A 25,659-nucleotide genomic window follows, 5' to 3' on the forward strand; every position below is an offset into this window, starting at 1 on the left:
TTATGAACCCTTCTTAAAAGACATTAGCGACTGACCGCCAGAAACGAACGAAAACATTAGCCTTGGCAACGGATTTTTTTGCAACTAATTGCAGATTTTTATCAGCAGATTGTAGATAAGTTAAATTTTGATCATTTAGTTTGACCGCTGCCGTTCCTACCTTCTGTCCCTTAGTTACTGGAGCCGTTAATTCAGAATCATTTTTTGCTTGGTTACTAGTAAAATCAACCGAACTAGTTGACTGATTTTTTGCAGCCCAAACTGTCGTCGCTTGTTTTAATACCGCTTTAACAGATGTTACTTTTCCTTCTGGAACCTTAAATGTAGCAACTTGAGTTCCCTTTTTATAGCTCACCGGCTTAAAGCTATTGTACACGTACTTCATAATTGTCTGTGTATTGGTGAAGCGTGCATTGCCTTCATTCTTGGAACTTGCTCCCATCACAACCGTAATAATACGGTGTCCATTTTTCTTTACCGTACCCGTAAAACAGGCCATCGCTTTGTCAGAAGTTCCAGATTTTAGACCGTCCACATTATAACCTTTAAGGTAGTCGGCCATCTTAGGTAACATATAATTGTGAGTAGTCATCTTGATTGCATCACTAGTTCCCTTTGCAAACCAGGCACTGGTTTGTTTCGTTGTTTCTAATACTTCGGGATATTCTTTTAATAACTTGGAAGCCACAATGGCAACATCTTTTGCTGACATTTCATTTTCATCATTCTTGGCTGTGTTAGGATATGCTTCTTTACCAACCTCGCCTTCAGTTAAACCAGAAGCGTTATAAATTTTGGCATCCGTAATGCCCCATTTTTGGAGTTGTGCTCGCATTTCGTTAACAAAAGCCTTCGAAGATCCAGCTTGTGCGATTCCTAACGCCATCACAGCAGCATTAGCCGAATAGATCAATGAGGCTTTATACAGGTCACGAACGGTGTAGGCCCGTGATGTGCTTAACGGTACATTTGTTAATCCTGATTTTGTACTGATTTTAGCCACATTGGCATTGATATGCACTCGCTGATTCCATTTCATTTTACCCTCATGTATACTTTTTAACACAAGATAAATAGAAAGCATCTTTGACATTGAAGCAATTGGTAAAACTTTTGAACTATTTTTAGCATATAAAACTTGTCCCGTTTGTGCATCTACTGCAATTCCTGATTTAGCTGAAATTGAAGTCGTTGTTTGTGCCTGAACTGGAGCAATCGCTAATGTACTTAACATCAAAATTGTACTGAAAATAATTGCTAATTTTTGTTTCCATTCTTTAAACATTAGCCCGCCACCTTTTATAACAAGAATATAACAAATTAATCGCTTTGCGCAAAATTTTTTTGTTGATCAAAAGAAAAGCGAAAATTCATTTGCACAAATTGGTCAATCTAAGATCAACACAGTTTTTTTCCAGGTTAATCTTTTTGCGCGAATAATTTTCGTTTTTTATAACTTTTATAACCGATTCTATCTTTTTTCTCTTTGTCTGACAGCCGTCAAACTACTATAACTATAGTACTTTTCCGCAAGCCTCAGGACAACTCCGCAAATCAGGTAAAGAAGGCTAAACACGTTTCCTGCGGGATTGCGATCCCGTACTACCTCGATTTCAAGGTTTGCTTTCGTACCGAAAGCTTCTTTCTCTGTACGTTGTCCATTCTTGTGGCACAAATCAGCCGCAAGAACTCACCTCCAACCCAATCTTTCATTCTCGCCGAGCCCTAGGACAACTCCGCAAATCAGGCAAAGAAAGCTAAGCGCGTTTCCTGCGGGATCGCGATCCCACACTACCTCGGTTCTAAGGTCTGCTTTCGTACCGAAAGCTTTTTTCTCTGTACGTTGTCCATTCTTGTGGCACAAACCAGCCGCAAGAACTCGCCTCCAACCCGCTTAGCTTTCTTTACCTATCGATTTGCTTCGTTCACTTTATTTTGTTTCAACGGCATCTTCACTATAAAACTAGTTAATTTCTCACTCGATTCCACACTGATTTTTCCATGGTGCAACTCCACAATACTCTGCGCAATTGCCAAGCCTAAACCAGTTCCTCCCGTTGCCTTCGATCTCGATGATTCCACCCGATAAAACCGCTCAAACAAATGTTTAATCGATTCTTCAGGAATCATCTCTCCATCATTAGAAACCTTAAAAACTACCTGATCACCGCTTTGAGTTGCCTCCAAATTAATATGTCGGCCACCCTTCGCATACTTCAATGCATTAGAAATCAAATTGTTAAACAAACGACCCAATTTTTCAGCATCACCCTCAATTTTGATATCCTTTGGCTTAGCCTTTGTATCAATTTTCATATTTTTCTTTTCGGCTTCCAATTCAAAACTAGCAGCTAGCTGTTCCAACATCGGTTCAACTGAAATTTGATTAAACGTCATTTTGGTTGATGCCTGCCGCACTTTTGTATACTCAAAAAGATCTTCTACCAAAGATTTCATTTGTTGCGCTTTTAAAAAAGCCGTGTGCGTGTACTTTAGAACGTCATCCTCATTCTGATATTGCTGATTTTCAATCAATCCCAAGTACCCAATAATGGAAGTCAGCGGCGTTCTTAAATCATGACTCACATTTGTAATTAATTCATCTTTGGACTGTTCAATTTTACGTTCTTCATCCATTGATTCAATAACCGAATCAACCAGAACATTGACACTATCAACAACCCGTTGATGATCACCTTTCAATGTAAATGGAATCCGATGATCAAAATGACCATCCGCAATATAATGCAGTTCACCAATAATATGGCGTAACTGCATTTGTTTATATCGCCGCATCAACCGCCAATAAACAACCCACACATCAACGATTGCCATGAAGAAAATAAAGAAATTTTGATAACTCCAAACACGATAATTATTAGGTCCAATCGTTATTGATTCCTTAATTTGAAAAATACCACGTTCCAAGCCTGGATTGCTTCGAATGATTTCATTAACCAGAATTAAAATGGATAAATTTAATAGAAGCAATAAAATAACGGTAATAAAGCCTTCACCTAATAATTCACTTTTTTCTCGTGCAGTTAATTTCAAAGTTATTCCTCGCTCGATTCTACTTAGTGAGACTCAATTTTATAGCCAACACCCCAAACGGTTTCGATGACTTTTTCCCCACCAGTGGCTTCCTCAATCTTGTCACGCAAATGGCTGACATGGACCATGACAGTTTTTGCAGAAATAATGCTTTCCTGCTGCCAAACACGCTCAAAAATATCATCAGCTGAAAAAACTCGATTAGGATGGCTTGCCAATAGATACAAGATTCCAAATTCAAGTGCTGTCAGTTGAACTGACTTACCAGTTAAGGTTTTAACTTCATGTGAATCACTATTAATTGTTAACGGTCCAATATCTAAGACTTCTGGCTCATCTTGTTTCAAGTCATTTTGACTACGACGCAATAATGATTTTACTCGTGCCATAACCTCTAAAGGATTAAAGGGCTTTGTCACATAATCATCTGCACCGGTCAATAATCCCTTAATTTTATCCATATCTTCTGTTTTGGCAGATAAAATTAAAATTGGCAATTGAGAGTCACGACGAACCTCACGAACAACTTCAATACCGCTCATTTCGGGCATCATGACATCTAAAATCATCAAACCGATTTCGGGATCAGTATGTAATTTTGTGAGTGCTTCTTTTCCATTAAATGCAGAAACTGGTTCATAACCTTCATTTTTAATGTAAATATCGAGGAGTTCAACAATTTCTTTATCATCATCTACGACTAAAATTTTCATTATGCGAAATCTCCTTAAAATGCAATTTCTTTAAGTGTAGCAAAAAAATAATCAACACGGAATTATATCGTTCAGGTTTTAGGTAATGTTAAGAATACAAGTATAAGATTCTGTTAGTAAATTAACAGTTGTGTTCTCAAAAAGTTTATCATTTCACTAATAAACCATTTGTGGTAAACAAAACAACGCCAAAAATAGAAAGCAGCACTGCAATCAAAACGAGAAACCAGATTAGAACTTCTAGGTCAAAAAAATTTCTTTTTCTAATTGCTCGAATTAAACGAACAAGGATATATAACACCACTAATAACATGAAAATAATATAAACAATTAATCCCATGCGTTTTTTCCTCCAGTTTTCTTAACAATTTCAAATCTCTGAATTTTGGAAAGAGATGTAATCAAGTATCATTTTACCCTTAACAAACAGTATTACCAATAAACTCATTATATTCAGCCTAAATCATTTCATGGCCAAACAAGCTCATAAAGGTAACGAATAACTAAACGTAATTTATTAAAAAAATCAAAATGACCACCATCGACTAAGACAGTGGTCATTTTTTATGATTCAATTTCACTTTTATATTTTGCTGGACACCAAATTACTTTTTATAGTTTGGTGCCATTTTTGTCATTTGAACATCATGTGGATGTGATTCAATTAATCCAGCATTGGTAATTTGGACAAATTGAGCATTTTCAGTTAATGCATCAATTGTTGGTGCGCCGACATAGCCCATCCCTGAACGCAAACCGCCAACCATTTGGAAAATGATATCTTCAACTGAACCTTTATATTCCACACGTGCTTCAATACCTTCTGGTACCAACTTGTTGGCTTCATTTACGCCGCCTTGGAAATAACGATCTGCCGAACCATTGGACATGGCACTTAAACTCCCCATTCCACGATAACTCTTATACTTCTTACCGTTATCTTCAATAACTTCACCAGGAGTTTCATCTGTACCTGAAAGCATGCTGCCCAACATAACAGCATTTCCACCAGCCGCTAAAGCCTTAACGATGTCACCAGAATACTTGATACCACCATCTGCAATAATGTGTTTCCCATAAACTCGGGCAACAGTGGCTGCGTCATAGATAGCTGTGATTTGAGGAACTCCTACACCAGCTACGACCCGTGTTGTACAGATTGAACCAGGACCAATGCCAACTTTCACAACATCAACACCCGCATCAAAGAGGGCCTTTGTTCCTTCACCAGTTGCCACGTTTCCAGCAATTAAAGTTGCCTTGGGGAAGTGTGCTCTGATTTCTGCAATTTTTCGCAAAACACCAGCTGAGTGTCCATGAGCAGTATCAATGACAATTGCGTCCGCACCTGCTTGAAGCAAGGCGTTAGCTCGATCAAAAGTATCACTAGTTACGCCAACTGCAGCAGCTACCAATGGACGGCCGTCCTGATCACTTGATGCATGACGGTATTTTGTCTCATCAGCCTTACCAGCTGCTTTTACTTCCAAAACTTGAGTCGCTTGATCTTCAATGGACATATTCTTATGAATTACACCCATACCACCTTGTCGTGACATGGCAATTGCCATTGCCGACTCAGTAACTGTGTCCATTCCTGCACTAATAATGGGAACATTCAATTTGATGTTATCTGTTAGTTGTACCGATAAATCTGTTTCATTTGGCAAAACATGGCTTTCTGCTGGTATTAACAACACATCATCAAAAGTTAAACCTTTTTTCACAAATTTTGTATCCCAATTAGTCATAATTATGATTTCGCTCCTATTCGTTTTTAATGTTTATTTTGCTTTCAGCAAAAATCCTATTCTCACTACGGATGTCCATCCTCGCTACTCCGCTAAAGCGGTTAGTCGGACTGGCTCCTATTCGTTTTTTAATGTACTTTTTGCTTTCAGCAAAAATCCCGTTTCTACATAAATCCGCCAGTTACGTGATAACGACGCTTGAACCACATGCGCACTACAAACATAATAACTGCAATTGCCAAATAAGCTTCAAATGGTAGCACTGGATTCAAACTTTGTGGTAATGACGAGAATGCCATATAGGCAACCATCCATACCAAAATCATCCCTGTCGCCATTCCGATAGTTTTCCAAATTGACTGGCGCTCTTTTTTACTTGATGTCGGCTGCAAACGATCTGTTAAGAACGGTGCACATGCGCCACCAATAATTGAAATAGCTAACATTGCCGTAATGCCTGCTGGTCCCGGTTCTGAAGTGATGGATTTTGGTTGGAAGATCATCATGATACCAAACATCAACGCAAAAATCATGAAGAACACCATACCATTATCTAAAGCCTTCATCCAATATTTAGTTTCAACGGGTGCCTTTCTAGGTCCTTCGACAATTTCTTTAACGCGATCCGTCGGTGTTCCGTAAATCTGTTTAGCCGTCTCACCTTTTAATTGGCCTTCCAATAATCGTGCTTTGGTCTCTTTTAAAGCCTCTTCTTTTTTATCATCAGCCAGCTTGTCGTTTTCATTAAGTTCTTTAGTTAAACGAAACATAAAATCTTCGTTTCGCTTAGTGTAGGTTTGTTTACCTTTTCGTGTCGGTTGCTGTTTACCGGCATTGCGCTCTGTCGTTTTGTCTTCACTCATGTTCGATTCTCTCCTCTATTTGCGACTAGCTATACATTAAATCTAAATTCAATGATATCGCCATCTTGAACTACGTATTCCTTACCTTCCAAGCGCAGTTTACCAGCTTCACGAACCGCCTGCATACTACCGTTTTTATCTAAATCAGTATATGAAACAGTTTCGGCACGAATAAACCCACGTTCAAAATCAGAATGAATAATTCCCGCACACTGAGGTGCCTTCATTCCCCGTTTAAATGTCCACGCACGCGTTTCAGGGCCACCTGCTGTGAAGAAGGTTTCCAATCCTAAAAGCTTGTATGAAGAACGGATCAAGCGGTTTAATCCGGGTTCCTCAATTCCTTCAGCCTCTAAAAACTCTTTTTTATCAGCATCTTCTAGCTCTGCAATTTCTTCTTCAGTCTCAGCAGAAATTCCGATAACTTCAGCTTCTGGATCGTCTTTGGCAACATAATCTTTAATTGCTTGATAGTACTTGGAATGCTCTGGATCTGCCATATCGTCTTCTGCAATGTTAGCCACATACAAAACTGGTTTTGAAGTTAATAAGAAAAGACCGTGAACAATCTTAAGTTCATCTTCATCAAAATCGATTGAACGAACTGACTTACCACTTTCCAAAACAGGTTTGATTTTTTCAAGAACAGCTAGTTCAGCTAATGCATCTTTGTCACGACTCTTGGCTGCACGTTGTACCTTACCAAGGCGTTTAGTTACGGCATCTAGATCGGCAATACTTAATTCAAGATTAATTGTTTGAATATCTTCAATTGGATCTACCTTACCAGAAACAGTCGTAATATTATCATCGTCAAAAGCACGAACAACATGAACAATCGCATCTACCTGACGAATGTTTTCCAAAAATTTATTTCCTAAACCTTCACCCTTGCTGGCACCTTTAACGATTCCGGCAATATCGGTAAATTCAAAGGTTGTTGGCACAATTTTTTTGGCTGGAATAATTTCTTGAATTCTAGCCAACCTTGCGTCTGGAACTTCAACCATCCCTACATTAGGATCAATCGTCGCAAATGGATAATTGGCCATTTCGGCACCGGCTTTTGTAATTGCATTAAACAAAGTTGATTTTCCAACATTAGGTAAACCAACAATTCCTGCTGTTAATGACATTCTTCACACGCTTTCTTTAATAATTTTAATTTAAGTGTATACATGTAATATAGTAACAAAAAAGGACGGCAAGGGACAGAGGGAGGGCCCAAAAAGAGTGGAATCATTTGATAAATATTTTTGTGAAATGAAAATTTTTTCGCATTCCAGGCCAATCGTGCTAGACTTAAAAAAGTAAAATTATATTTTTATAATAATTATTTTTCGAAAAATTAAACCAAGAGGAACTCATGCGTAAAATTACGTTTATTATTACCACTTTTATTTTTGCCTTTTGTGGATTATTTCTGTCACAGACGGTCAGAGCAGATGACACCACAACCAAACCGTTTACTGATAACGAGATTCTTGGTGTTGGTTCTTATTTAATGCATTTGCGGCCGGAACCATGACTATTGATGCGAACAATACGCCCATTTAGAGGGGCGTTACGCAAGTAATATTCTAGAGTCCAGCACAGATAGCTGGAACGCTCGTAATAGTGATACACAGTGGGGAACTATCACAAGTGACGCTTCGGGTAATGCCATTGGTAAACCATTATTCACGGCTAATAAAGTAGATTCTAGTACAACATATGGCGCGTATATGCGTCACATGTTGGACCCGAATGCTCGTCAACGCGATAATTTGGCGGCACCGATTGTTTCTTCCAAAAATCAAGTTGTCATTAATAACATTCAAGCTGAAGCCAAGGATTACACAGATACAGATAAAACAAATCATGCTACTTTGATGAGTATTTTAGATATGGATCACACTGTGGGAACGACTTCTGATTTTTCCGGTACCAGTGGATCTAAACTTGCTTCCGTAAGTGGTAAAACACTGGATCCCAGCGCGACTGATGCATCTGCTTACTTTGATGCGGCGGCCATTCAGTTTAATAAGATTTCGTAATACTATGATCAACTCACTCAACCCAATTCAAACGATAGTACTAGTGAGGATAAGGTGATCGTGAATGATCACGTTAATGACGCCAAAGTCACCCAAACAACGCCTGAATATCAAAGTTATACAAATTTAACGATCGATGTCACGTTGCCTGATAATTATAGTTCAGACGCCAATTACAAAACTCCTCCGGTCATTATGGTAGGTATCAATGCCGCAAATGCCACTGATAAGGTTTTAAATTTAACGATTAAAATTCATAACATGAACACCGCCACTACCTCCGTACAGGCTGGTGATTCTTCTTATGACTCTTACACTTACGCGCCATATATTTTTATTAATTGGGATAACGTCACCACTACTAGTCCTTTCAGTAACTGGCAAGGATCCTTCAAAATGCAAGCTTACAATGGCACCGATCCTGACGAGAGTCCTGTAAATTCTTCTAATGGAACTGAACAAAGTCAGCTTTTTTCAAGCCATGTTTTAAACAACTTTCCTAACGCCACAACGAGTGGTACAGATACACTGGAATTTGGTAATACAAATGAGGACAGTCAACTTTGCGGGGCAATGCTGCTACCTAATGCTAGTGTGTCACTTGGCTCCGGAAGCAGGACTCTCTACGGCAGCATTTTATCCGGAAAAAACATTACCATCGCACATGACATGCCGGCATCTCGTTTAATTGCCGGGACGTTTGATATTAATGACATTTCTGGAAATGTTTTTAACAATCTTCATTCAGTGGGTCCTTACATCAAAGATTTAAACCTAGTCACAACTAATCAGTTGGATGATAGTTCCATTTCGCCAGGCTCAACGGGTGGCACGGCCAACGAAAAAACGATTCACGTAACCGACCCTACCAAATCAGTTGGCCTTCAAGGAACCATTGTGACTAGAAATAAGAATTATCAGTTGTTCTATAAACTAAGTAATAGTAAAACCAGCACTGACTGGCAGCGACTTAACGCCAGTGGTGTAAACACCAATGACAACAGTACATTTAAAGTGAATAATCTAACTAGCCTGTCTGGCTATCAACAAAATTTGACAACTGACAGCATGCAATCCAAAGCAGCTGGTGATATGCCCAGTCTTTCTACAGTTGGTGGTAATTTACAACGAAAAAATCAAATTGAATTGGTTGTGGCACCTAAAACAGATGACGATGGCAATGCTATTACAGCTAATTCCGATTTATCTACTTACCAGCACACCACAATTAATTTAACTGAAACTGGTAAATTGACCGCCAACATTCCTAATATTTTTAACTTAACGGCTGATGCGACAGATCCAGATATTTATAGTTCACCCAGTGACAGTCAAAATATTACGATCGTCAATGATTGGCGAGTACCCTACACTTTAAATGTGCAATACAATAACGATCTTGCTGCAAAACTACCAGAGAATGGGGATACGCTGTTTGACCAACCGAAATTATTGAGTTACACGGCCAATGGTACTGCTTTTGATATTAGCCAACCGCTATTACAGCAATCAGGCGATAACAGTTTAATTGCAACATCTTCCAGTGATTTTCAAATTAAGCTCAACATGAAACAGCTACTCGCAAGTGGCATCGTTCAAACAGGAAAAAAGTATGAATTTCCGCTTTATTGGACATTAAATTATAAATTAACTTCCTAAATAGAATTGAACCACTTACAAAAAATTAGTGGTTTCTATTGCAATTTGAATCGAATACCCTTATACTTTTAAGCTAGTCACCCCAAAAAGGGTATTATTACAAAATACAAGGAGAAAATATAATTATTATGAAAAAGAATCGGTTAATTGCTGCATTAGGTATACTGGGAGTTAGTTTGGCGATCGGGTTAAGTTCAACTTCAGCGCATGCTGATGATACTGATCTCCATAAGACTTCTACTGGTACATTTTCAGTTAACACAGGTGATCTAAAATTGGAAAGTGTTCCAAGTTTTGACTTTGGCACTACTAATTTGAAAGATTTGGTTTCTGGCACAACTTTGAAAAATCAAAGCACTACAAATAACACACTTTCAGTTTCTGATTATCGTGGCGCTTCAAATGATAAATGGAATTTAACGGCAGCTTTAGGTAATTTCACTAACCAAACAGGCAGTGGTAGTGTAACTGGTACAATTGAGTTTAAAACTAACAGCTCAGCAGCAGGAACAATTGACAGTTCTGCCAGCAACGTTTGGAACTATACTGACGCAGACACAAAGGGTGCAAGTACCGCTTCGGCCACAGTTGACAATAATACAACTTCGCTAACTGCAGAGAACTATAGCAATGTTGACGGTGGAGAGTACTCGGCCAATGTTACTTGGACACTCAGTGATACTTCCGCTAATTAATTTTACCCAAAATTCACAATAACCATGAGGTAATGACGATTAACTAACTTATTTGGTTAGCGCCGGTTACCTTTTTTTATTTCTAAAAGGAGATCACATGCTTCACAAATTAATGAAAATCATTTTAACACTAGGTATTTTTAGTCTCGGACTTTTGGCGTTACCTCATTCGGCACAGGCTGCGGGTGCTAATTTCACAGTTGAACGAATTGCCAGCAATCAGCAAAATGATTCCACCGTTTCTTATTTTGATTTGAAACTAAAGCCTAACCAGACAACCGAAGTAAAGGTCAAAGTTACTAACTTAAGCAATAAAGAAATTCATTTAATTGCTTCTCCAAATACGGGTTACACAACTGATGGTGGGGCCGTAGCTTACGATCTCAAAACTCTTGGTAAAAAAAGTAGTGCGCCATATCAATTGGAAACTATTATGGGTGGCCAACAAAAAATTACCATTCCAGCTTCAAGTAAAAAAATTGTGACTTTTCCAATTAAAATGCCCGCAACACCTTTCAAGGGTGTTTTGGATGGTGCCATTTATTTTCTCAATCCCAAAACTTCTCAGGCCACAACGACAAACAAAAAGAATTTTACAATTAAGAGTCGATTTGCCCTTGCACTAGGCGTAACTATTCACGAGGATACGAAAACAATTGTATCTCCCAAGTTAACTTTAGGAACCATTACAACTGGAACCGACCAAGGTGATAAATTTAGTCCTGCTTTCAAGGCTCAGATAGTCAATAACCGGGCCGTTTTGGTTAAAAATCTACAAATAAAAAGTGCGGTTTCAAAAAACGGACGATCACTTTATAAAACAAATACCAAGAACTTAACCATGGCTGCTGATTCTAATTTTAATTATGCAATTACCACCCACCATGCAGCCCTCAAGGCAGGCACTTATCATTTACATTTGGTTGCCAAAAGTGGTTCACAAAAATGGACTCTCAACCGTACTTTCACGGTTTCAAAAGATCAGGCAGCCAAAGCGAACAAGCATGCCCACATCAAAAAGAGCTATACACTCTGGATTGTGTTAGCAGTTCTTCTAATTCTCTTGTTGCTAATTTTGGCCTATTGGTTGGGAAGACGCGGTTCAAAAAAAGTACAAAAGTAACTCCCGATATTTATAACTAACTAAATAAAAAAGGCGGTCAGAAAAATTTTTACATTTTTCTGGCTGCTTCTTAGTCTGTTGCTTTTTTCAAAATCTTTTTTAATTTTCGTTCAAACTCGCGCCGAGGTAGCATCACAATGTGACCGCAGTTTAAGCATTTAATTTTAATGTCCATCCCCATTCGAATGACCTTCCATTCGTTAGCCTGACAGGCATGTGGTTTTTTCATTTCAACAATGTCATTTAGATCATACATTTAGTTTTTCCCTCCCAATTCACACTCACCAAGCTGAATATTTAATCCAGCGAAATGTTTAACAAACTCAGAATACGGCTTAAATCGTCATTCGACATGTAGTTAATCTCGATTTTTCCGCCCTTTTCTTTTTGATCAATAATTGCCTTGGTACCGAATTTTTCCTGTAATTGTTCCTCAATCGCCCGAACATAGCGTGATTCTTTTCGTGCTTTCACAACCAATTTGTCTTTTTGTGGCTGTTGCATATTCAAACGATTTACTAAGTTTTCCAGCTGACGAACCGTTAAATGCTCACTGACCACTCGTTTGGCCAATGGAATTAGTTTATGCCGATTCTTTAATGCAAGCAATGTTCTTGCCTGACCCATTGACAGTTCTCCCGCCTGCAGCATGTTCTTAATTGTTTGCGGTAAACGTAATAACCGTAAGTAATTAGCGATATACGGACGACTTTTACCTAACTTCTCTGAAACTTGAGCTTGCGTAAAATTCAATTTTGCCATTAAAGAATCATAGGCCTGCGCTTCTTCTAAAGGCGTTAAGTCCTCACGTTGCAAATTCTCAATGACGGCAGCTTCCATTGTCTCAGCGTCACTTAATTGACTAATGAGCGCCGGAATTGTATGTAACCCAGCCATCTTTGCGGCCCGAAAACGACGTTCGCCAGCAATTAACTCATAATAATGTGCAGAGGCCGTTTGTTTGCGCACAATGATCGGTTGAAAAACGCCGGATTCTTGAATCGAATTGGCAAGCTCACGTAAGGCTTTAGAGTCAAAATTATGCCGTGGTTGGTACGGGTTAGGATGGATATCTTTCAAGTTAATTTCAACAACCTGTTTGGTGTCTTCATCTTTTAATAATTTTTCTGCACCTAGTGAAGTTTTTGGTTTACTTGTCATGCTTGGTTGCTCCCTTTTCACTACTTACAATTGGTTCCTTGTTAGGTGTGCCTGGTTTTCGTGGATACTTTTTTGGTGTCTTGCGAATTTTTTCAATCCAAACCAAATGCCGTTCATCATTGGAAATTGGTAAGGTTAATTGTTCATCTTTAATAAGTTTTCCGCCTAACACTTGAATTGCTTTGTCGGCATCTTGGACCTCGTCTTCAGTATGGCTTGCTTTCAACGCCAAAAATTGGCCACCAATTTTAGTAAGTGGCAAGCATAATTCAGTAAGCACCGAAAGACGCGCAACCGCCCGCGCAGTAACCAAATCAAACGATTCTCGATAGGGTAATTTAGCCCCAGCAAAAGTTTCGGCACGATCATGGCAAAGCGTCACATCAGAAAGTTCCAATTTTTCTACCAAATTGTGTAAAAAAGTGATGCGTTTGTTCAATGAGTCGACAATGGTCACTTTCAATTGTGGAAAAACAATTTTTAAAGGAATCGATGGAAACCCAGCCCCTGCCCCAACGTCGCAAAGAGTTATTGGCCGTTGAAACAGTTCTGGATTCTGTACCCCTGGTAATAATGAATCATAAAAATGTTTTAAGTAAACTTCTTGTTTATCCGTAATTGCAGTCAAATTTACATGTTCATTAATTGTGATTAAATATTCATAATATGTATTGAATTGTTGCATTTGTTTCTCAGTTAGCTTAATGCCATGAGCAGCAAGTGTTTGCCGAAACGTCTCTGGGTTCATGTAATTCCTCCATTGTGAAACAAAAAGTGTTCCACATCATTATAAACGATTATCGAAAAGGGAACAAGACAGTACTATCTATCTCTTGTGACGAATGCTTATTATACCAGTTTTTTCGTTAGTTATTGTAGACATTTTTTCAATTATAAGGTCATCGGATTAGTGAACACACAAAAAAGCATTTTCAAAGTAAACTTACGCATCACTTTGAAAGTGCTTTTAGTTAAAATCAATTATTTTAATTCAAAGTATCTTTTGCAATTTTGGCAGTTGTTTCCGCACTATTGCCGCTAACTTGGGTAACCTTAGTACTTTGTTGCCAACTAATCTGATTAACTGGTTTTTGTTGACTACCATTATAAATAACGATGTTGCCACGTGTTACTTTTTTAGTTGTGACTTGATTAGTCTTTAAAGATTTTTGAACTTTATTTGCGACTGCTGTCACTGTTTTATTTGTCTGTTTAACTGACGACGTTGTCAGTTGATCCGTGTTGGCTACTGCAGTCACATTCCAACCGTTTTTTTGCCACTGTACGTATACGTGGCCCATAACTCCCTGTCGAGTAGCAGTTGTGCCATCCGAAAGCTTAAGTTTTGTCCCATTTGTTTCGGTCACATTTTCATCGGTGGCAAAACTTGTTTTTGCCTGCGTGCTTGTTTGATACTTATGCTGTTTGTATGTCGCGGTCGTTGTATTGTTCGTCCCATTTGTATAAGTGACCTGTCCACTAGTACTATTTCCTGTCACGGATTTAGCCTCAGTAGTGGTGCCATCAACTTTTTCTGGTGCACTTAATCCCTTACTGGCAGGCGTCGTAACCGCGTGAACGGTCATCGTGTTACTTCTGGCACCACCCAAAGAAAGTAAACTAAGACCTAATATCAAACTGCATCCCATTAACATTAAATGTTTTTGCTTTTTCATATTTTTACCTTCCCTTACTCACTTGTCACAACATTTTTATTAATATAACCAACCCATGTATTTCCGCTGTACAAAGAATAATAAACGTTTCCGTTTGGATGGTTACAGTAGCACTTCACAGTATACGTTTTACCGTAATAATTATTAGTGCTGCCAAGTTTTTTGGTAAACGAAAGATTTTTCCAAATTGTTTGATTTTTCTTAGTAATTTTAACTGTTTTGTTCGTCGTAATTGCTTGCAAAGTTGCATTGGCATTTACGTAGCCAAACCAAGTATTTCCCTTGTAAAGTGAATAGTATGCTTGTCCATTTCCACGGAAATATTGATACTTAATTGTATACTGTTTATTCATGTAGTTCTTTGGATTGAAGTCAATATTTGAGACAGATTTTAAGAGACATTCAGAACCGCGTTTACCTTCCATAGCTCAAATAAATCATTAATCGCGATTAATAACTTATTTGAACCCTGGAAAGCATTAAATCAGGCGGCCATTTGGCTCGTAAGTGTTGCAATTTCAACTTGTAAGGGGGTCTGGTAGCCCAGTGAACTATGAATTCTCTTCCTATTGTAGAAAGCATGCACATATTCAAAAAGGACGGCAGCGGCAGTTTCATAATCTTCAAAGACCGGCACTGGATAAACACATTCCTTTTTGAGGGAAGCGTGAAAGGATTCCATTGGCGCATTATCATACGGACAACCCTTACGGCTGTATGAGTGGCGGATATGTAGCTCAGTTAAACGTTGATTGTAATCATCGCTGGTATACTGTGATCCTAAATCCGTATGGATAATCAGGTCCCCAGTAATGGTTCGATTTTTAACCGCGCTTTCAAGGGTCTTTAAGACTAAATCAGTATCCATCTTTTTTGAGAACGAATAGCCGATAATCCGTCGTGAGTGCAGGTCCATGATGGTTGATAAGTAACACCAGCCATTACGCTTCGTTTGAATATAGGTCATATCAGCGGTCCATTTTTGATTTAAACCAGTGGTCGAGAAATCCTGCTTAAGCAAGTTGGGACGCTGTTCAACCTTGGTTTTGGAAGCCGAAGCCGCTTTCCACTTATTGACGGTAACGGAGTGGATATCCAGTTCCTTCATGAGCCGGGAAATCCGTCGTGGACTGCACCGAAGCTGCAGTGGTTGAAGTTCCAGATTCAATTCATGGTAGATCTTCATAACACCGTATCGCTGCTTAAATTCCGCAAAGATCCGCAGAATCCGTTGTTTCAAGTCCGCATCTTCGGCCCGGCGTTTTGAAGGTTTGGGGGATCGATAACGATAATACTGAGCTCTGGAAACACCGAGGATTCGGCACATCTTGGTTACCTGGTGGTGATGGCTTTCTTGGTGAATGTAATCAAAGATATTGGTTACTTCTGCGCAAGGAAGCCCAGGGCTTTTTTAGGATTTCGTTCTCCTCAGACAGCGAAGCCAGTCGCTTTTCCATCGCTTTGATTTCGTCTGGCGATTTACCGGATTGAGTTTTGGCCTGGCCCTGGATCCACTTATGAACTGTTGAATAGCCAATGCCATATTCTCTGGCCAGTTGGGCAGCTGATTCGCCTTGCTTATATAGGTTGATAATGTTTTGTTTAAATTCTTTGTCGTAACGAGTTGGCATGTAAAAATTCCTTCCTTTTGAGAGACGATTTATTCATTATACCCTCTCTTAAAAGTTGTCTCAGGAATCAGCTTACATCCACAAAGTATTGAATATATTTCCAAAACAGAATTGCTGTAAGCATCCTTTACTCACAACCCGGTTTCGTGCCTTAAGCTTTTAAAAATCCCTAATAATTGCGAAATTATTAGGGATTATATTGTTATATTCAATTGCCTTAATCTATTTAAATCCCCAAATGGTTCACGAGAAACTTTCCCGTACAGATAACGATACCACGAAAATCTTAAATGAAGATTAAAATAATCGAATTCAGTACAATTTTTTATCATTTATTAAATAAGTTTAACCATTTGTTTAGATTTAGCTTATATTTCTAGCGATTTGATATAAGTTTTAGGCTTGAGGTTGATAAGTTTCATCCATTACAAGAATTGGTTTAATTGTTTTGCCACTAATTGAATCCGCGTTGGCCTGATTAATATCCTCAAATTTGTAGAATTTCTCAGTTTTATCAAAGTCAAACATGCCTTGACGATAGAATTCAATTAAACGAGGAACATCAATTTGAGGAATTGAATCACCCATATTCACACCAATTACTGCTTTATCATCAACACAAAGATCATTCCAAGTATCGACATCAATATGATGTGGTGTTACAGCTATACATGCTGATACACCGCCTTGAGCAAGTGCCTTAATTGAAGACTCCATCACGCTAGCTACGCCAGTTGTATCAACCGCAAAGTTAACACCTTGACCCTTAGTTAGCTTTTTAATTGCGGCAACCGCATCTTCATTTTGACTATTTATGGTTTGTGTAGCTCCCAACTCTTTGGCTAATTTTAGACGTTCGTCATTAATATCCACCGCAATGACACGTGTGCAGCCAGAAATTTTACCGGCCATCATTGCTGCCAGACCAACGGCACCTGTTCCAAAGACCGCAATTGTTTGACCAGGACGTGGTTTCAAAGTATTTAAAACTGTGCCACTACCTGTCACATAACCACAGCCAAGTGGTCCTAGTTTGCGTAAATCTAAATCTTTAGGAACTTTAACAGCGTTGCGTTCCCGAACAATTGTCGTAGTTGCAAATGAAGATTGATCAAACATATCACAAACATCGTGACCGTTCTCAGTAAAATGTGCACTTCCATCAGGACGAACACCGGAAAGATTATTTTGTGCATAATGCAAACACTGGGTCGGAACACCTTTCAAACAATTCTCACAGTTGCCACAGGCATAGAAGGAAAGGACAACATGATCTCCTGGTACAAAGTTTTGTACGTGTGATCCAACTTTTTCAACAATTCCAGATCCTTCATGGCCTAGAACGATTGGATAACCAATGGTGGCATCGCCTTTTCTCAACGCTTCATCAGAATGACAAATTCCGGTGGCCACTATTTTAACCTGCAGATCATCTGGTTGCATTGCCGCCAGTTCAACATCATCCTTAATTTCAAAATCAGCACCTTTTTCACTAACTACGGCTGCTTTGACTTTCATAAAAACACCCTCCTAAAAATGTAATCGCTTAATACACCTTCGTTATAACAGCTTGTAAAAATAAATGCAATTGGTAAATTAGTAAAAAAACCATAAACCCTTCTAAAAAAGCTTTCCACAATGGTTAGATAACTTAGTACACTCTAACGAATAACATGGAAAGCTTTTATGAAAAAATTTTGTCTTAGATTATAGTTTCAATATCGTCATTTTTTAACGTATCAATCATTTTTAATAGCATCACGCACGAACCCATTTGCATCATTAAGTCGTTGACGGGCTTTCTCAGCTGAATAATTTCCCAGACACATCACAATTGCCACTTTACTATTATGACCTGCCAATTCAAAATACTTACTTGCTTGCCCCTCATCAATACCAGTTGCAAGTGCAATCATGTGTCTAGCACGAACTTTAAGTTTTTCATTTGTTGATTTCACGTCTACCATTAAATTACCATAAGTTTTGCCAATTTTAACCATTGAAATAGTTGAAAGCATGTTTAAAATTAGTTTTTCAGCTGTTCCGGCCTTAAGTCGCGTGGACCCAGAAAGTATTTCCGGTCCAACATCCACTTCAATACTCTTATCTGCAAATTTACTAATTTCAGCATTAATATTGCATGCTAAACTAGCCGTTTTTGCACCTAATTTGTGTGCTTGCTTCAAGCCTGCAATAACATACGGTGTTCTTCCACTAGCTGCTAATCCAATCACAATATCTGACGGTTGTAACTTAAGATTTTGAATATCTCTATGTGCAAGTTCTTCAGAATCTTCTGCACCTTCAACCGCCATTGTCATTGCTTTTTTTCCGCCCGCAATTAGACCCTGTACCATTTTAGGATCTGTCCCAAAAGTTGGCACACACTCTGAAGCGTCAAGAACACCAAGTCGTCCACTGGTACCTGCACCTATATATATAAGTCGTCCGTTATTTTGAAACGAATCTACAATAAGACTAATTACGTCTTCAATTTGATTTAATGCTTTTGCAACACTTTGACTTACCTTTTGATCTTCCTCATTCATAACCTCCAAAACCTGATGAACTGTCATTTCATCTAGTTTCATCGTTTTAGGATTACGTTTTTCTGTTGTTAAATTTTTTATCTCATCCATATGAATGAGCCTCCTACAATTTGTTTTGGTACACATAGAATGCTGCCTTCGCATTATTTTGACCATTTACAGCTCTCACAAAACGTACATTATCATGTGTTGCTTTAATTTGTTGCTTTAACGTCGCAGCATATAATTCATTTTTTTCAATAAGAGAACCCGAAAGGCCAATTTGTATTGTTCCTTGTACATTAAGTCTGGATATCCCTAAATTAATTTGTTCTGAAAGCCTGATCGCTGCATTTTTAATGAGTTGTTGCGCAATCGGATCGCCATGTTTTGCACATTGGGCTATAAATAATGCTTGTTGTCCAACTTCACTCTTATTTTTGGAGTAAAAATTACTAACAACAGAAAATACGTCCTTTTCTTTCAAATGCTTCATAAAGTTAAGGGAAAATTGAGATAGCTTTCCATTATCGTACTCGTTAGTCACTTGTTTAAAAGCTTGCCTTCCAAGATAGTATCCTCCTCCTTCATCCCCAAGTAAATGTCCCCATCCACCTATTCGAATTTTATGTGTTTTACGTTGTCCCAAGACCACCGAACCGGTTCCTGCAATGACAAGTAACCCATCTTGACCACGTAACACATTAATCAAAGCAATGTCGGCATCACTTACTAGATGAACATTCATATTTTCAAGATATAATTTCTTAATTATTCTTTCTTGTTGACCAAAAATACCTAACCCCGCAAACCCAATCAAAATTAACTTACAATTTTCTTTTTTAACACTTTTAAAAATTTGACAGAGAATTTGAGAAACATTTTTAAACGCTTGACTGGCATTTGCGATCAAATTGGCCTGTCCTCCATGAAAATGATAAAGTTCTTTACCGCTTAAATCATATACATAACCTTCGGAATGTGTCCCACCACAATCAACACCAATCACGTATTCTTTTTCCATAATGCTTCGCTTCCTTTGTCTATGTATGGAAATATCAATATTGATATTTCCAAATTGACTACTGTTCTTGAAATCTAAATTTAGTCCATGGCTTGATATAATCAATTAAAAACAGTTCTCGTGGCACAATTCTGCCAATAACATTTTTATGTTGATCAATATTTGGGATCGCTTTTTTTACAATATTAACCTCACCTTTATATTGACCAAAAGAATCATTACCAATAACGACATCACCAGGATGAAGTTGTTCAGGAGTATTGCCCTTAGGAATACTTTTATCTTTGAACTTCAGTTTTACATACGTAGAACGAATACTGTAACTGTTAATGTCCCCGCGATTAAAATGCAAATAGTTTAAAATAATTTTACGTTCAATCTCGGTAACACCCGATACAAACTCAATATTTAAAGTCAGTTGTTCTTCATTAATTAATGAAAGCTTTTTTAATTCATCCTCACTTGCAAATTCATTACCAATGATAACGTCATCAATTAGTCTAGTTGCAAACAAGTGCTTTGCTTGAACTTCAATTGGCAAATGACGATGCATTTCAAGTGTTGGTAACCCACTATTGAATGGGTGAGGACCAAGCTTTGCAACTTGTGACGAAACAAATGCCGCAGTATGAAGACCTAATTTTTTATATTTTTTTGTACATTTTGTAAAAAACTCAGTATCCAAACCTGTATACGGTTGCGGATAAAAATTGTGACAACCAAGTATTTTCTTCTTATTTGGAGCATAAGATAAAATATTTTCAATATTTCCTGCATCCGAACTAATATTAAGTTCAATATCCAATCCAGAGTCTCCATAACTAATTAAAGATTCGGTTAGTCCATCAAAATTGGCATCTAATCGGATAGCATCAGCACCAATATCCTTAAACAAGTTTAAATGCTGATAATCAACGCCAAGTATTCCAAACACTCTTGGATTTGCATCAATGGTAATATACATATCTAATTCATGTGCCACTGTAAAAACTTTTCGAAATAGATTTAAAAGTTCTTTTTTATTTTCTTCGGTTACATCTAATAAGCTTGCAAAAATTCTTTTAAATCCATACTTATGAGCCAACTTGATATATTCAACACTAGTTTTAAAATCACTCTTGGTTGGATAAATTGATATTCCTAACATATCGCTTCTCCCGTCATTAACAAATAATTACAGATCTTCAACTACAGTATTAGTATTGATTTTTGCTTTTTCTTTCTCGGCATCTTTTTTTGCAGCTAATTGCTCTTTACGTAATTGATCATTATCCCAAGCTTTAAAGAATGGCCAGTAAATAGCAATAGCCATTATTAAATTGATTGTACATAGAATTGCTGCTCGCCAATCAAATCCAGTTGCCATGTATGCACCAATAGGTCCTGGAAGTGTCCATGGAACAAGTGCAATAGTGCGGTTAACCAAATGTAGTACAGTAGCTAGCCATGTCAGAATTCCCATACTCAATGGTGCAAGTACAAATGGAATTGCAAAGAAGGGGTTCATTACAATTGGAACACCAAAGATTACTGGTTCATTAATATTAAAAATACCAGGAATAATGGTGGCTTTGCCAAGAGTTCGACCAAAAGAAGATTTTGCAAAAAAGGCTAACAAAATACACAACGCTAATGTTGCCCCAGCACCACCAACGTAAACAAACCACTGGAAGAATTGTTCCGTCATGTAATGTGGTGCATTTGCAGCTGTAGCGCCCTTAGCAATTGCTGCCATATTAGCGTTCAAATTTGGATACCAGAGGGGCCAAAAAATAGGTGTTGCTAAAGCAGCTCCATGAATACCAAATAACCAAACAATATTAACAAGTAAAATTGGAACAATTACAGAAGCAAGATTATCTTTACCAAAGTAGGCTAATGGTGAGAAGATCCATTGCAAACCAGCATTTACATCAAAATGTAGTCCAACTCTTATGATCCAAGCACCACCAATTAAGAAAACAGATGGAATTAATGCCGCAAAAGAATTAATAACTGCGGGTGGAACACCATCAGGTAACTTAATAACTAAATTCTTTTTACGACACCATCTAATAACATCCGCAGTGATTATTGCTGCCAACATAGCCGTAAAAAGTCCAGCAGCTCCAAAGTTTGTTGTTGGAAGAACTGTTCCGACCGCCATATTAGAAAGCTTTGCTGCTTGCGCCGTCAGTGTTCCTGGTTTAATGGCCAAAATCAGATACGTCATTAAAGCAACAACTCCTGTTGAAACTTTATCGAATTCATAGCTTTCCGCTAAATTCGCTGCAATTGCAAAGCAGGCATAAACTGACATAAATCCAATTGAGAAATTCACCGGAATCGCTAAACCTGCAGCATACGGTTTAATAAAATTTGTCCAAGCAGTAATTGGTAACTGAGTTGCAATTGTGAAAAACGAACCAACAATTGCAACAGGAATAATAACCGCCATACCATTTTTGATTGCTACCAAATAACGATTTCCAGCAATTCTACCCATTACCGAAACAATTTTATCAGTGTTAATGTGTGACTTTAACATTTGTATTCATCTCCTAAATAAATTCTGTGTAATAAGTCAGAATCAAAGCAACACATTTTATTTTTAAATAATAGCTTTTCTCATTTTTCAATAAATAAAACAATAAAATTGTTCTTCCCCCTTAACTTAATGTGTTATCTTTGTTCACGAAAAGAATATCACATTTTTTAATCAATGTAAACGTAAACATTGCTATTTATACAGTAATGTGTGATAATTTAAATATAGATTTTTAGGGTTAACACCTTAACACTTTTAGAAAAGGGGACAACAAAAAAATGCAAAAAAAAGAGCCCAAATACCTAACTATTATTCAAGCACTTGAAACTGAATTAAATTCTTCAAAATTTAAAAAGAACGATCCTTTTTATAGCGAAAGTGATATAAAAAAAAGGTATCACGTTAGTTCAACAACTGCTGTAAGAGTATTAAATCAATTGGCAGAAAAAAAATATATAACACGCATTCAAGGAAAAGGTACGTTTGTTTCTAAATTTAATTTAAGTACGTCTGTTCGAATTACCGATACCCATCCATATGATATTACCCAAGAGACAGTTAAAATACTTGATGCACATCTAACAGATAAAGTGCCATCCATTTATGGTAAAAACTATAAAGATTATGTATGGTCAATCGAGAGAATTCGTGAAGTCGATGAACCCTTTCAATACTCAAAATCTTGGTTTGATCAAAGTTTGCTTTCTGCAGAAGCTATTGAAAACTCAATTCATGTCAATTCTGTTTATGAACTTATTAAAGAACATTCTCAAATAGATATGTATAAACAACAATTTGTTCAAAATTACATTGTCACTACCGCACCAACAACAAAAATCAGCAAACTTTTAAACCTGTCTTCTACCGATTTACTCATCCGTGAAGAACGGTGGGTTAAAAAGGACAATAAAGTTCTTGAATATACCGATAGTTATCAACTTCCAAAATATTTTGGATTGCATATTGTCAGCGCAAATGCATAAATCGAGGTCACTAAATTGAGCATTAATACAGTTTCTTATTTTTCTAAAACATTGCAAAAGATTACAAATACAACGGTTATCATTCCAGATACTGAGAAATTAAGCACATCAAAGTTTCCCGTAATGTGGCTTTTACATGGCTTAGGTGGAGATAATTCTGTATGGGTAAGAAGAACAAAAATTGAAGAATATGCAAATGAATATAAATTAGCTGTTGTTATGCCAGATGTACAACGTAGTTTTTACACCGATATGAGTTTTGGAGAAAATTATTGGAGTTATCTAACCGACGAACTATATAACAAAATGTACTGTACTTTTCCAATATCATCTTTAAAACAGCAAAGCTTTGTATGTGGAGCATCAATGGGCGGTTACGGCGCTCTAAAATGGGCATTGACTCATCCAGAAAAATTTGCAGCTGTTGCAGCCATGTCCCCAGTTCTTGATCTCAAAGATTTCAGAAGTCGTCACTTACTTTCAAAAAAAGAATTTCTTGGAATTTTTTCAGATCAAAATCTTTCAGATGGACCAATATCTATAAAATGGTTATTGTCTCAATACAGTTCAAAATCTAGGTCTCCATTATCTGTATTTACGTCCTCTGGCACGCATGATTTTTTATTAAATCAAAATAAGTCCTTCGTTCCTTTATTTCAAAAAGAATTTCAAGAAAATTATAAATGGTCCACAGGAGAAGGTGCTCACGATTGGAACCTTTGGCGTCCTCAATTACACGAAATTATGAAATGGTTACCCATTAAGGAGATTAAACATGAAAACTAATAGTATTAAAACAACAATTCTAAATAGTATCTTTGCGTTTTCTCCACTCATTCTGGCACTAATTATTTATCCGTTTTTACCAAACAAAATTTTTGTGCCTTCAAGTGTAAGTGGGATGCAACAGGTAGGAGCCAAAAATAATATTTTTGTTTTTCCAATGTTTTGTATCATTGCCTGGTTAGTTTGCTGGTTTTTTATAAAAATTAATCGAATTCGTGAACGTAATTATAAACACATCGAGAATAATCAGGTTAGATCAATCGAAAATTACTATGTTTGGGCAAGTTGGGGAGTAGATTTGATTGGATTTTTGGCCGTTTTATGCCAATTTCTAATTCGATAAAGATACTGAAATTATATAGGTCCTTACAAAAAACTAGTTCTAAAATTTTAGTTTAATTTTAGAACTAGTTTTCTATTTTTCAGTAACTTGCTTCACCCTAAACGCCACAATCTCACGAATTAGTTTCACTGGCAACGGTTTATCATAAGGAATTTGAATTGTCCCTTTAGAAGTATGAAACTCTTTTAATTGATCAGCAAAATGCACAATTGGATCAGCGGTTGGATAAAAGCCAAGATGTTTTTGCGTAGCTGCAAAATACACAAGAACTTTCCCATTCTGTTTAATTGCTGGCATGTTATACGAAAACGTTTCTTGAGCTTCTGGGGCTGCATCTGCTACCAATTCACGCATAATTTGAATGACCTCTTGCTGCATTTGAGGTAGATTCACCATGTATTCAGACACATTCACATATTTTTTCATCATTATTCCCCTTTGGTTAAAACCGGAATCAAAATATCATCAATAATTTCTTTTAAGCTCTCATCTGTCAAAAAACCGGTCGTCAAAACTTCATCAATATACATCAAGATTGGTAAAGCAATTGCCCGATCACTCAGTTGGCTTAAGTTAACTTCACCGCGCTTCTCAGCCTGTTTTAAAATAACCAAAATTCGTTTTCTAAAATTACTTTCGGGGGTCATCATACCTTCAAACAAGTCGCTAATATGGTCACCAATTTGTTCGGCAACCAAACCGCGAATCGTTTCTTCGCCTAACACTTTAAATCCTTTAATTGGACCACTCAACAAATTAAACAAATCCTGACGAAGTGACCCTGTGTCCGTAGGTTCCATTCTAATTTCGGGGCCAAATTTTCTGAATGCCATAATTAAAACAACTGACTTTTTTGGCCAACGTCGATATAAAACTGTCTTCGTTGTGTGAGCACGCGCTGCAATTCCTTCCATGGTCATTTTATTATAGCCTTTCTCTTGAAACTCTTCCCAGGCAGCCGTTAATAAGGCATTTTCAAGTTCTTTACCACGTCGACGGGGCGTTTTTTTAATTGTCATTATTTTTCACCTAATTCTCTTGCTTTTATTTTAAATCTATTATATCATTCTCAATTGTAGATACGCGAGTATCTTATTTTGAAAGTT

General features: G+C 37.4%; 29 protein-coding genes. 8 read left to right on the top strand and 21 right to left on the bottom strand.

The window, feature by feature from the left end; genetic code table 11:
• Positions 1-13 precede the first annotated feature (13 nt).
• From AB3219_RS02300 to ychF, 7 genes are all read right to left on the bottom strand, one after another.
• On the bottom strand, positions 14-1,285 hold the full coding sequence (locus AB3219_RS02300; RefSeq protein WP_367369269.1) for a serine hydrolase: 1,272 nt from the start codon (positions 1,283-1,285) through the stop codon (positions 14-16).
• A 623-nt stretch (positions 1,286-1,908) separates the two neighbouring features.
• Complete coding sequence (locus AB3219_RS02305) at positions 1,909-3,054, bottom strand: cell wall metabolism sensor histidine kinase WalK (protein WP_216753859.1); 1,146 nt, start codon at positions 3,052-3,054, stop codon at positions 1,909-1,911.
• A gap of 23 nt (positions 3,055-3,077) precedes the next feature.
• Complete coding sequence (locus tag AB3219_RS02310) at positions 3,078-3,767, bottom strand: response regulator transcription factor (RefSeq protein WP_216753858.1); 690 nt, start codon at positions 3,765-3,767, stop codon at positions 3,078-3,080.
• 148 nt (positions 3,768-3,915) lie between these two features.
• A complete protein-coding gene (locus tag AB3219_RS02315) occupies positions 3,916-4,107 on the bottom strand; it encodes a hypothetical protein (RefSeq protein ID WP_216753857.1) in 192 nt (63 codons plus the stop codon).
• Positions 4,108-4,372: 265 nt separating this feature from the next.
• A complete protein-coding gene (locus tag AB3219_RS02320) occupies positions 4,373-5,518 on the bottom strand; it encodes an IMP dehydrogenase (RefSeq protein WP_216762560.1) in 1,146 nt (381 codons plus the stop codon).
• 164 nt (positions 5,519-5,682) lie between these two features.
• Entirely contained in the window at positions 5,683-6,381 is a 699-nt protein-coding gene (locus AB3219_RS02325) for a DUF1129 domain-containing protein (protein ID WP_216762561.1), read from the bottom strand.
• Positions 6,382-6,410: 29 nt separating this feature from the next.
• Entirely contained in the window at positions 6,411-7,517 is a 1,107-nt protein-coding gene (gene ychF, locus AB3219_RS02330; protein ID WP_057807441.1) for a redox-regulated ATPase YchF, read from the bottom strand.
• A gap of 230 nt (positions 7,518-7,747) precedes the next feature.
• Between ychF and AB3219_RS02335 the strand changes: the two genes are divergently transcribed.
• From AB3219_RS02335 to AB3219_RS02355, 5 genes are all read left to right on the top strand, one after another.
• Positions 7,748-7,909, top strand: coding sequence for a hypothetical protein (locus AB3219_RS02335; RefSeq protein WP_260365778.1), 162 nt, complete (start codon positions 7,748-7,750; stop codon positions 7,907-7,909).
• Positions 7,910-8,105: 196 nt separating this feature from the next.
• A complete protein-coding gene (locus AB3219_RS02340; protein WP_260365777.1) occupies positions 8,106-8,417 on the top strand; it encodes a hypothetical protein in 312 nt (103 codons plus the stop codon).
• A gap of 60 nt (positions 8,418-8,477) precedes the next feature.
• Positions 8,478-10,076 (top strand): hypothetical protein, encoded by a 1,599-nt coding sequence (locus tag AB3219_RS02345; protein ID WP_260365776.1) that lies wholly within the window; start codon positions 8,478-8,480, stop codon positions 10,074-10,076.
• Positions 10,077-10,204: 128 nt separating this feature from the next.
• The gene (locus tag AB3219_RS02350) at positions 10,205-10,771 is read left to right on the top strand and encodes a WxL domain-containing protein (protein WP_216753852.1); all 567 of its coding nucleotides are present in this window, start codon (positions 10,205-10,207) and stop codon (positions 10,769-10,771) included.
• Positions 10,772-10,868: 97 nt separating this feature from the next.
• A complete protein-coding gene (locus tag AB3219_RS02355) occupies positions 10,869-11,894 on the top strand; it encodes a DUF916 and DUF3324 domain-containing protein (protein ID WP_260365775.1) in 1,026 nt (341 codons plus the stop codon).
• Positions 11,895-11,964: 70 nt separating this feature from the next.
• On the opposite strand, the gene AB3219_RS02360 is transcribed toward AB3219_RS02355, so the two are convergent.
• The 12 genes from AB3219_RS02360 to AB3219_RS02415 all read right to left on the bottom strand — a co-directional run bounded on the left by AB3219_RS02360 (position 11,965) and on the right by AB3219_RS02415 (position 22,441).
• A complete protein-coding gene (locus AB3219_RS02360; RefSeq protein ID WP_057807450.1) occupies positions 11,965-12,150 on the bottom strand; it encodes a DUF951 domain-containing protein in 186 nt (61 codons plus the stop codon).
• Positions 12,151-12,191: 41 nt separating this feature from the next.
• A complete protein-coding gene (locus tag AB3219_RS02365; RefSeq protein ID WP_216753849.1) occupies positions 12,192-13,055 on the bottom strand; it encodes a ParB/RepB/Spo0J family partition protein in 864 nt (287 codons plus the stop codon).
• Complete coding sequence (gene rsmG / locus AB3219_RS02370; RefSeq protein ID WP_260365773.1) at positions 13,045-13,803, bottom strand: 16S rRNA (guanine(527)-N(7))-methyltransferase RsmG; 759 nt, start codon at positions 13,801-13,803, stop codon at positions 13,045-13,047. Before rsmG ends, AB3219_RS02365 begins: the two co-directional genes overlap by 11 nt.
• A 238-nt stretch (positions 13,804-14,041) precedes the next feature.
• Entirely contained in the window at positions 14,042-14,731 is a 690-nt protein-coding gene (locus tag AB3219_RS02375; protein WP_216762568.1) for a hypothetical protein, read from the bottom strand.
• Positions 14,732-14,745: 14 nt separating this feature from the next.
• A complete protein-coding gene (locus AB3219_RS02380) occupies positions 14,746-15,156 on the bottom strand; it encodes a hypothetical protein (RefSeq protein WP_260365771.1) in 411 nt (136 codons plus the stop codon).
• A gap of 59 nt (positions 15,157-15,215) precedes the next feature.
• A complete protein-coding gene (locus tag AB3219_RS02385; protein ID WP_367369270.1) occupies positions 15,216-16,058 on the bottom strand; it encodes an IS3 family transposase in 843 nt (280 codons plus the stop codon).
• 40 nt (positions 16,059-16,098) lie between these two features.
• Entirely contained in the window at positions 16,099-16,362 is a 264-nt protein-coding gene (locus AB3219_RS02390) for a transposase (RefSeq protein WP_003606156.1), read from the bottom strand.
• 396 nt (positions 16,363-16,758) lie between these two features.
• Positions 16,759-17,880, bottom strand: a complete 1,122-nt coding sequence (locus AB3219_RS02395) for an NAD(P)-dependent alcohol dehydrogenase (protein ID WP_216762570.1) — start codon at positions 17,878-17,880, stop codon at positions 16,759-16,761.
• A 221-nt stretch (positions 17,881-18,101) separates the two neighbouring features.
• Positions 18,102-19,001: an N-acetylmuramic acid 6-phosphate etherase gene (gene murQ, locus AB3219_RS02400; protein ID WP_216762571.1), complete on the bottom strand. Its 900-nt coding sequence runs from the start codon at positions 18,999-19,001 to the stop codon at positions 18,102-18,104.
• A 13-nt stretch (positions 19,002-19,014) separates the two neighbouring features.
• Positions 19,015-19,914: a BadF/BadG/BcrA/BcrD ATPase family protein gene (locus AB3219_RS02405; protein ID WP_216762572.1), complete on the bottom strand. Its 900-nt coding sequence runs from the start codon at positions 19,912-19,914 to the stop codon at positions 19,015-19,017.
• Positions 19,915-19,972: 58 nt separating this feature from the next.
• A complete protein-coding gene (locus AB3219_RS02410; RefSeq protein WP_260365768.1) occupies positions 19,973-21,061 on the bottom strand; it encodes a DUF871 domain-containing protein in 1,089 nt (362 codons plus the stop codon).
• Positions 21,062-21,088: 27 nt separating this feature from the next.
• Entirely contained in the window at positions 21,089-22,441 is a 1,353-nt protein-coding gene (locus tag AB3219_RS02415) for a PTS sugar transporter subunit IIC (protein ID WP_253953519.1), read from the bottom strand.
• A 278-nt stretch (positions 22,442-22,719) separates the two neighbouring features.
• Between AB3219_RS02415 and AB3219_RS02420 the strand changes: the two genes are divergently transcribed.
• Genes AB3219_RS02420 through AB3219_RS02430 form a run of 3 tightly spaced genes read left to right on the top strand, consistent with a single transcriptional unit; the run spans position 22,720 to position 24,553 of the window.
• The gene (locus AB3219_RS02420) at positions 22,720-23,424 is read left to right on the top strand and encodes a GntR family transcriptional regulator (protein WP_260365767.1); all 705 of its coding nucleotides are present in this window, start codon (positions 22,720-22,722) and stop codon (positions 23,422-23,424) included.
• 15 nt (positions 23,425-23,439) lie between these two features.
• On the top strand, positions 23,440-24,210 hold the full coding sequence (locus AB3219_RS02425) for an alpha/beta hydrolase family protein (RefSeq protein ID WP_260365766.1): 771 nt from the start codon (positions 23,440-23,442) through the stop codon (positions 24,208-24,210).
• Entirely contained in the window at positions 24,200-24,553 is a 354-nt protein-coding gene (locus tag AB3219_RS02430; RefSeq protein WP_216762576.1) for a hypothetical protein, read from the top strand. Before AB3219_RS02425 ends, AB3219_RS02430 begins: the two co-directional genes overlap by 11 nt.
• Positions 24,554-24,625: 72 nt before the next feature.
• Here AB3219_RS02430 and AB3219_RS02435 read toward each other — a convergent pair whose 3' ends face one another.
• On the bottom strand, positions 24,626-24,979 hold the full coding sequence (locus AB3219_RS02435; protein ID WP_216762577.1) for an iron chaperone: 354 nt from the start codon (positions 24,977-24,979) through the stop codon (positions 24,626-24,628).
• A gap of 2 nt (positions 24,980-24,981) precedes the next feature.
• A complete protein-coding gene (locus tag AB3219_RS02440) occupies positions 24,982-25,572 on the bottom strand; it encodes a TetR/AcrR family transcriptional regulator (protein ID WP_216762578.1) in 591 nt (196 codons plus the stop codon).
• Positions 25,573-25,659 lie beyond the last annotated feature (87 nt).

Origin of the sequence: Pediococcus ethanolidurans, assembly GCF_964062635.1 — a bacterium.
Lineage (GTDB): Bacteria > Bacillota > Bacilli > Lactobacillales > Lactobacillaceae > Pediococcus > Pediococcus ethanolidurans.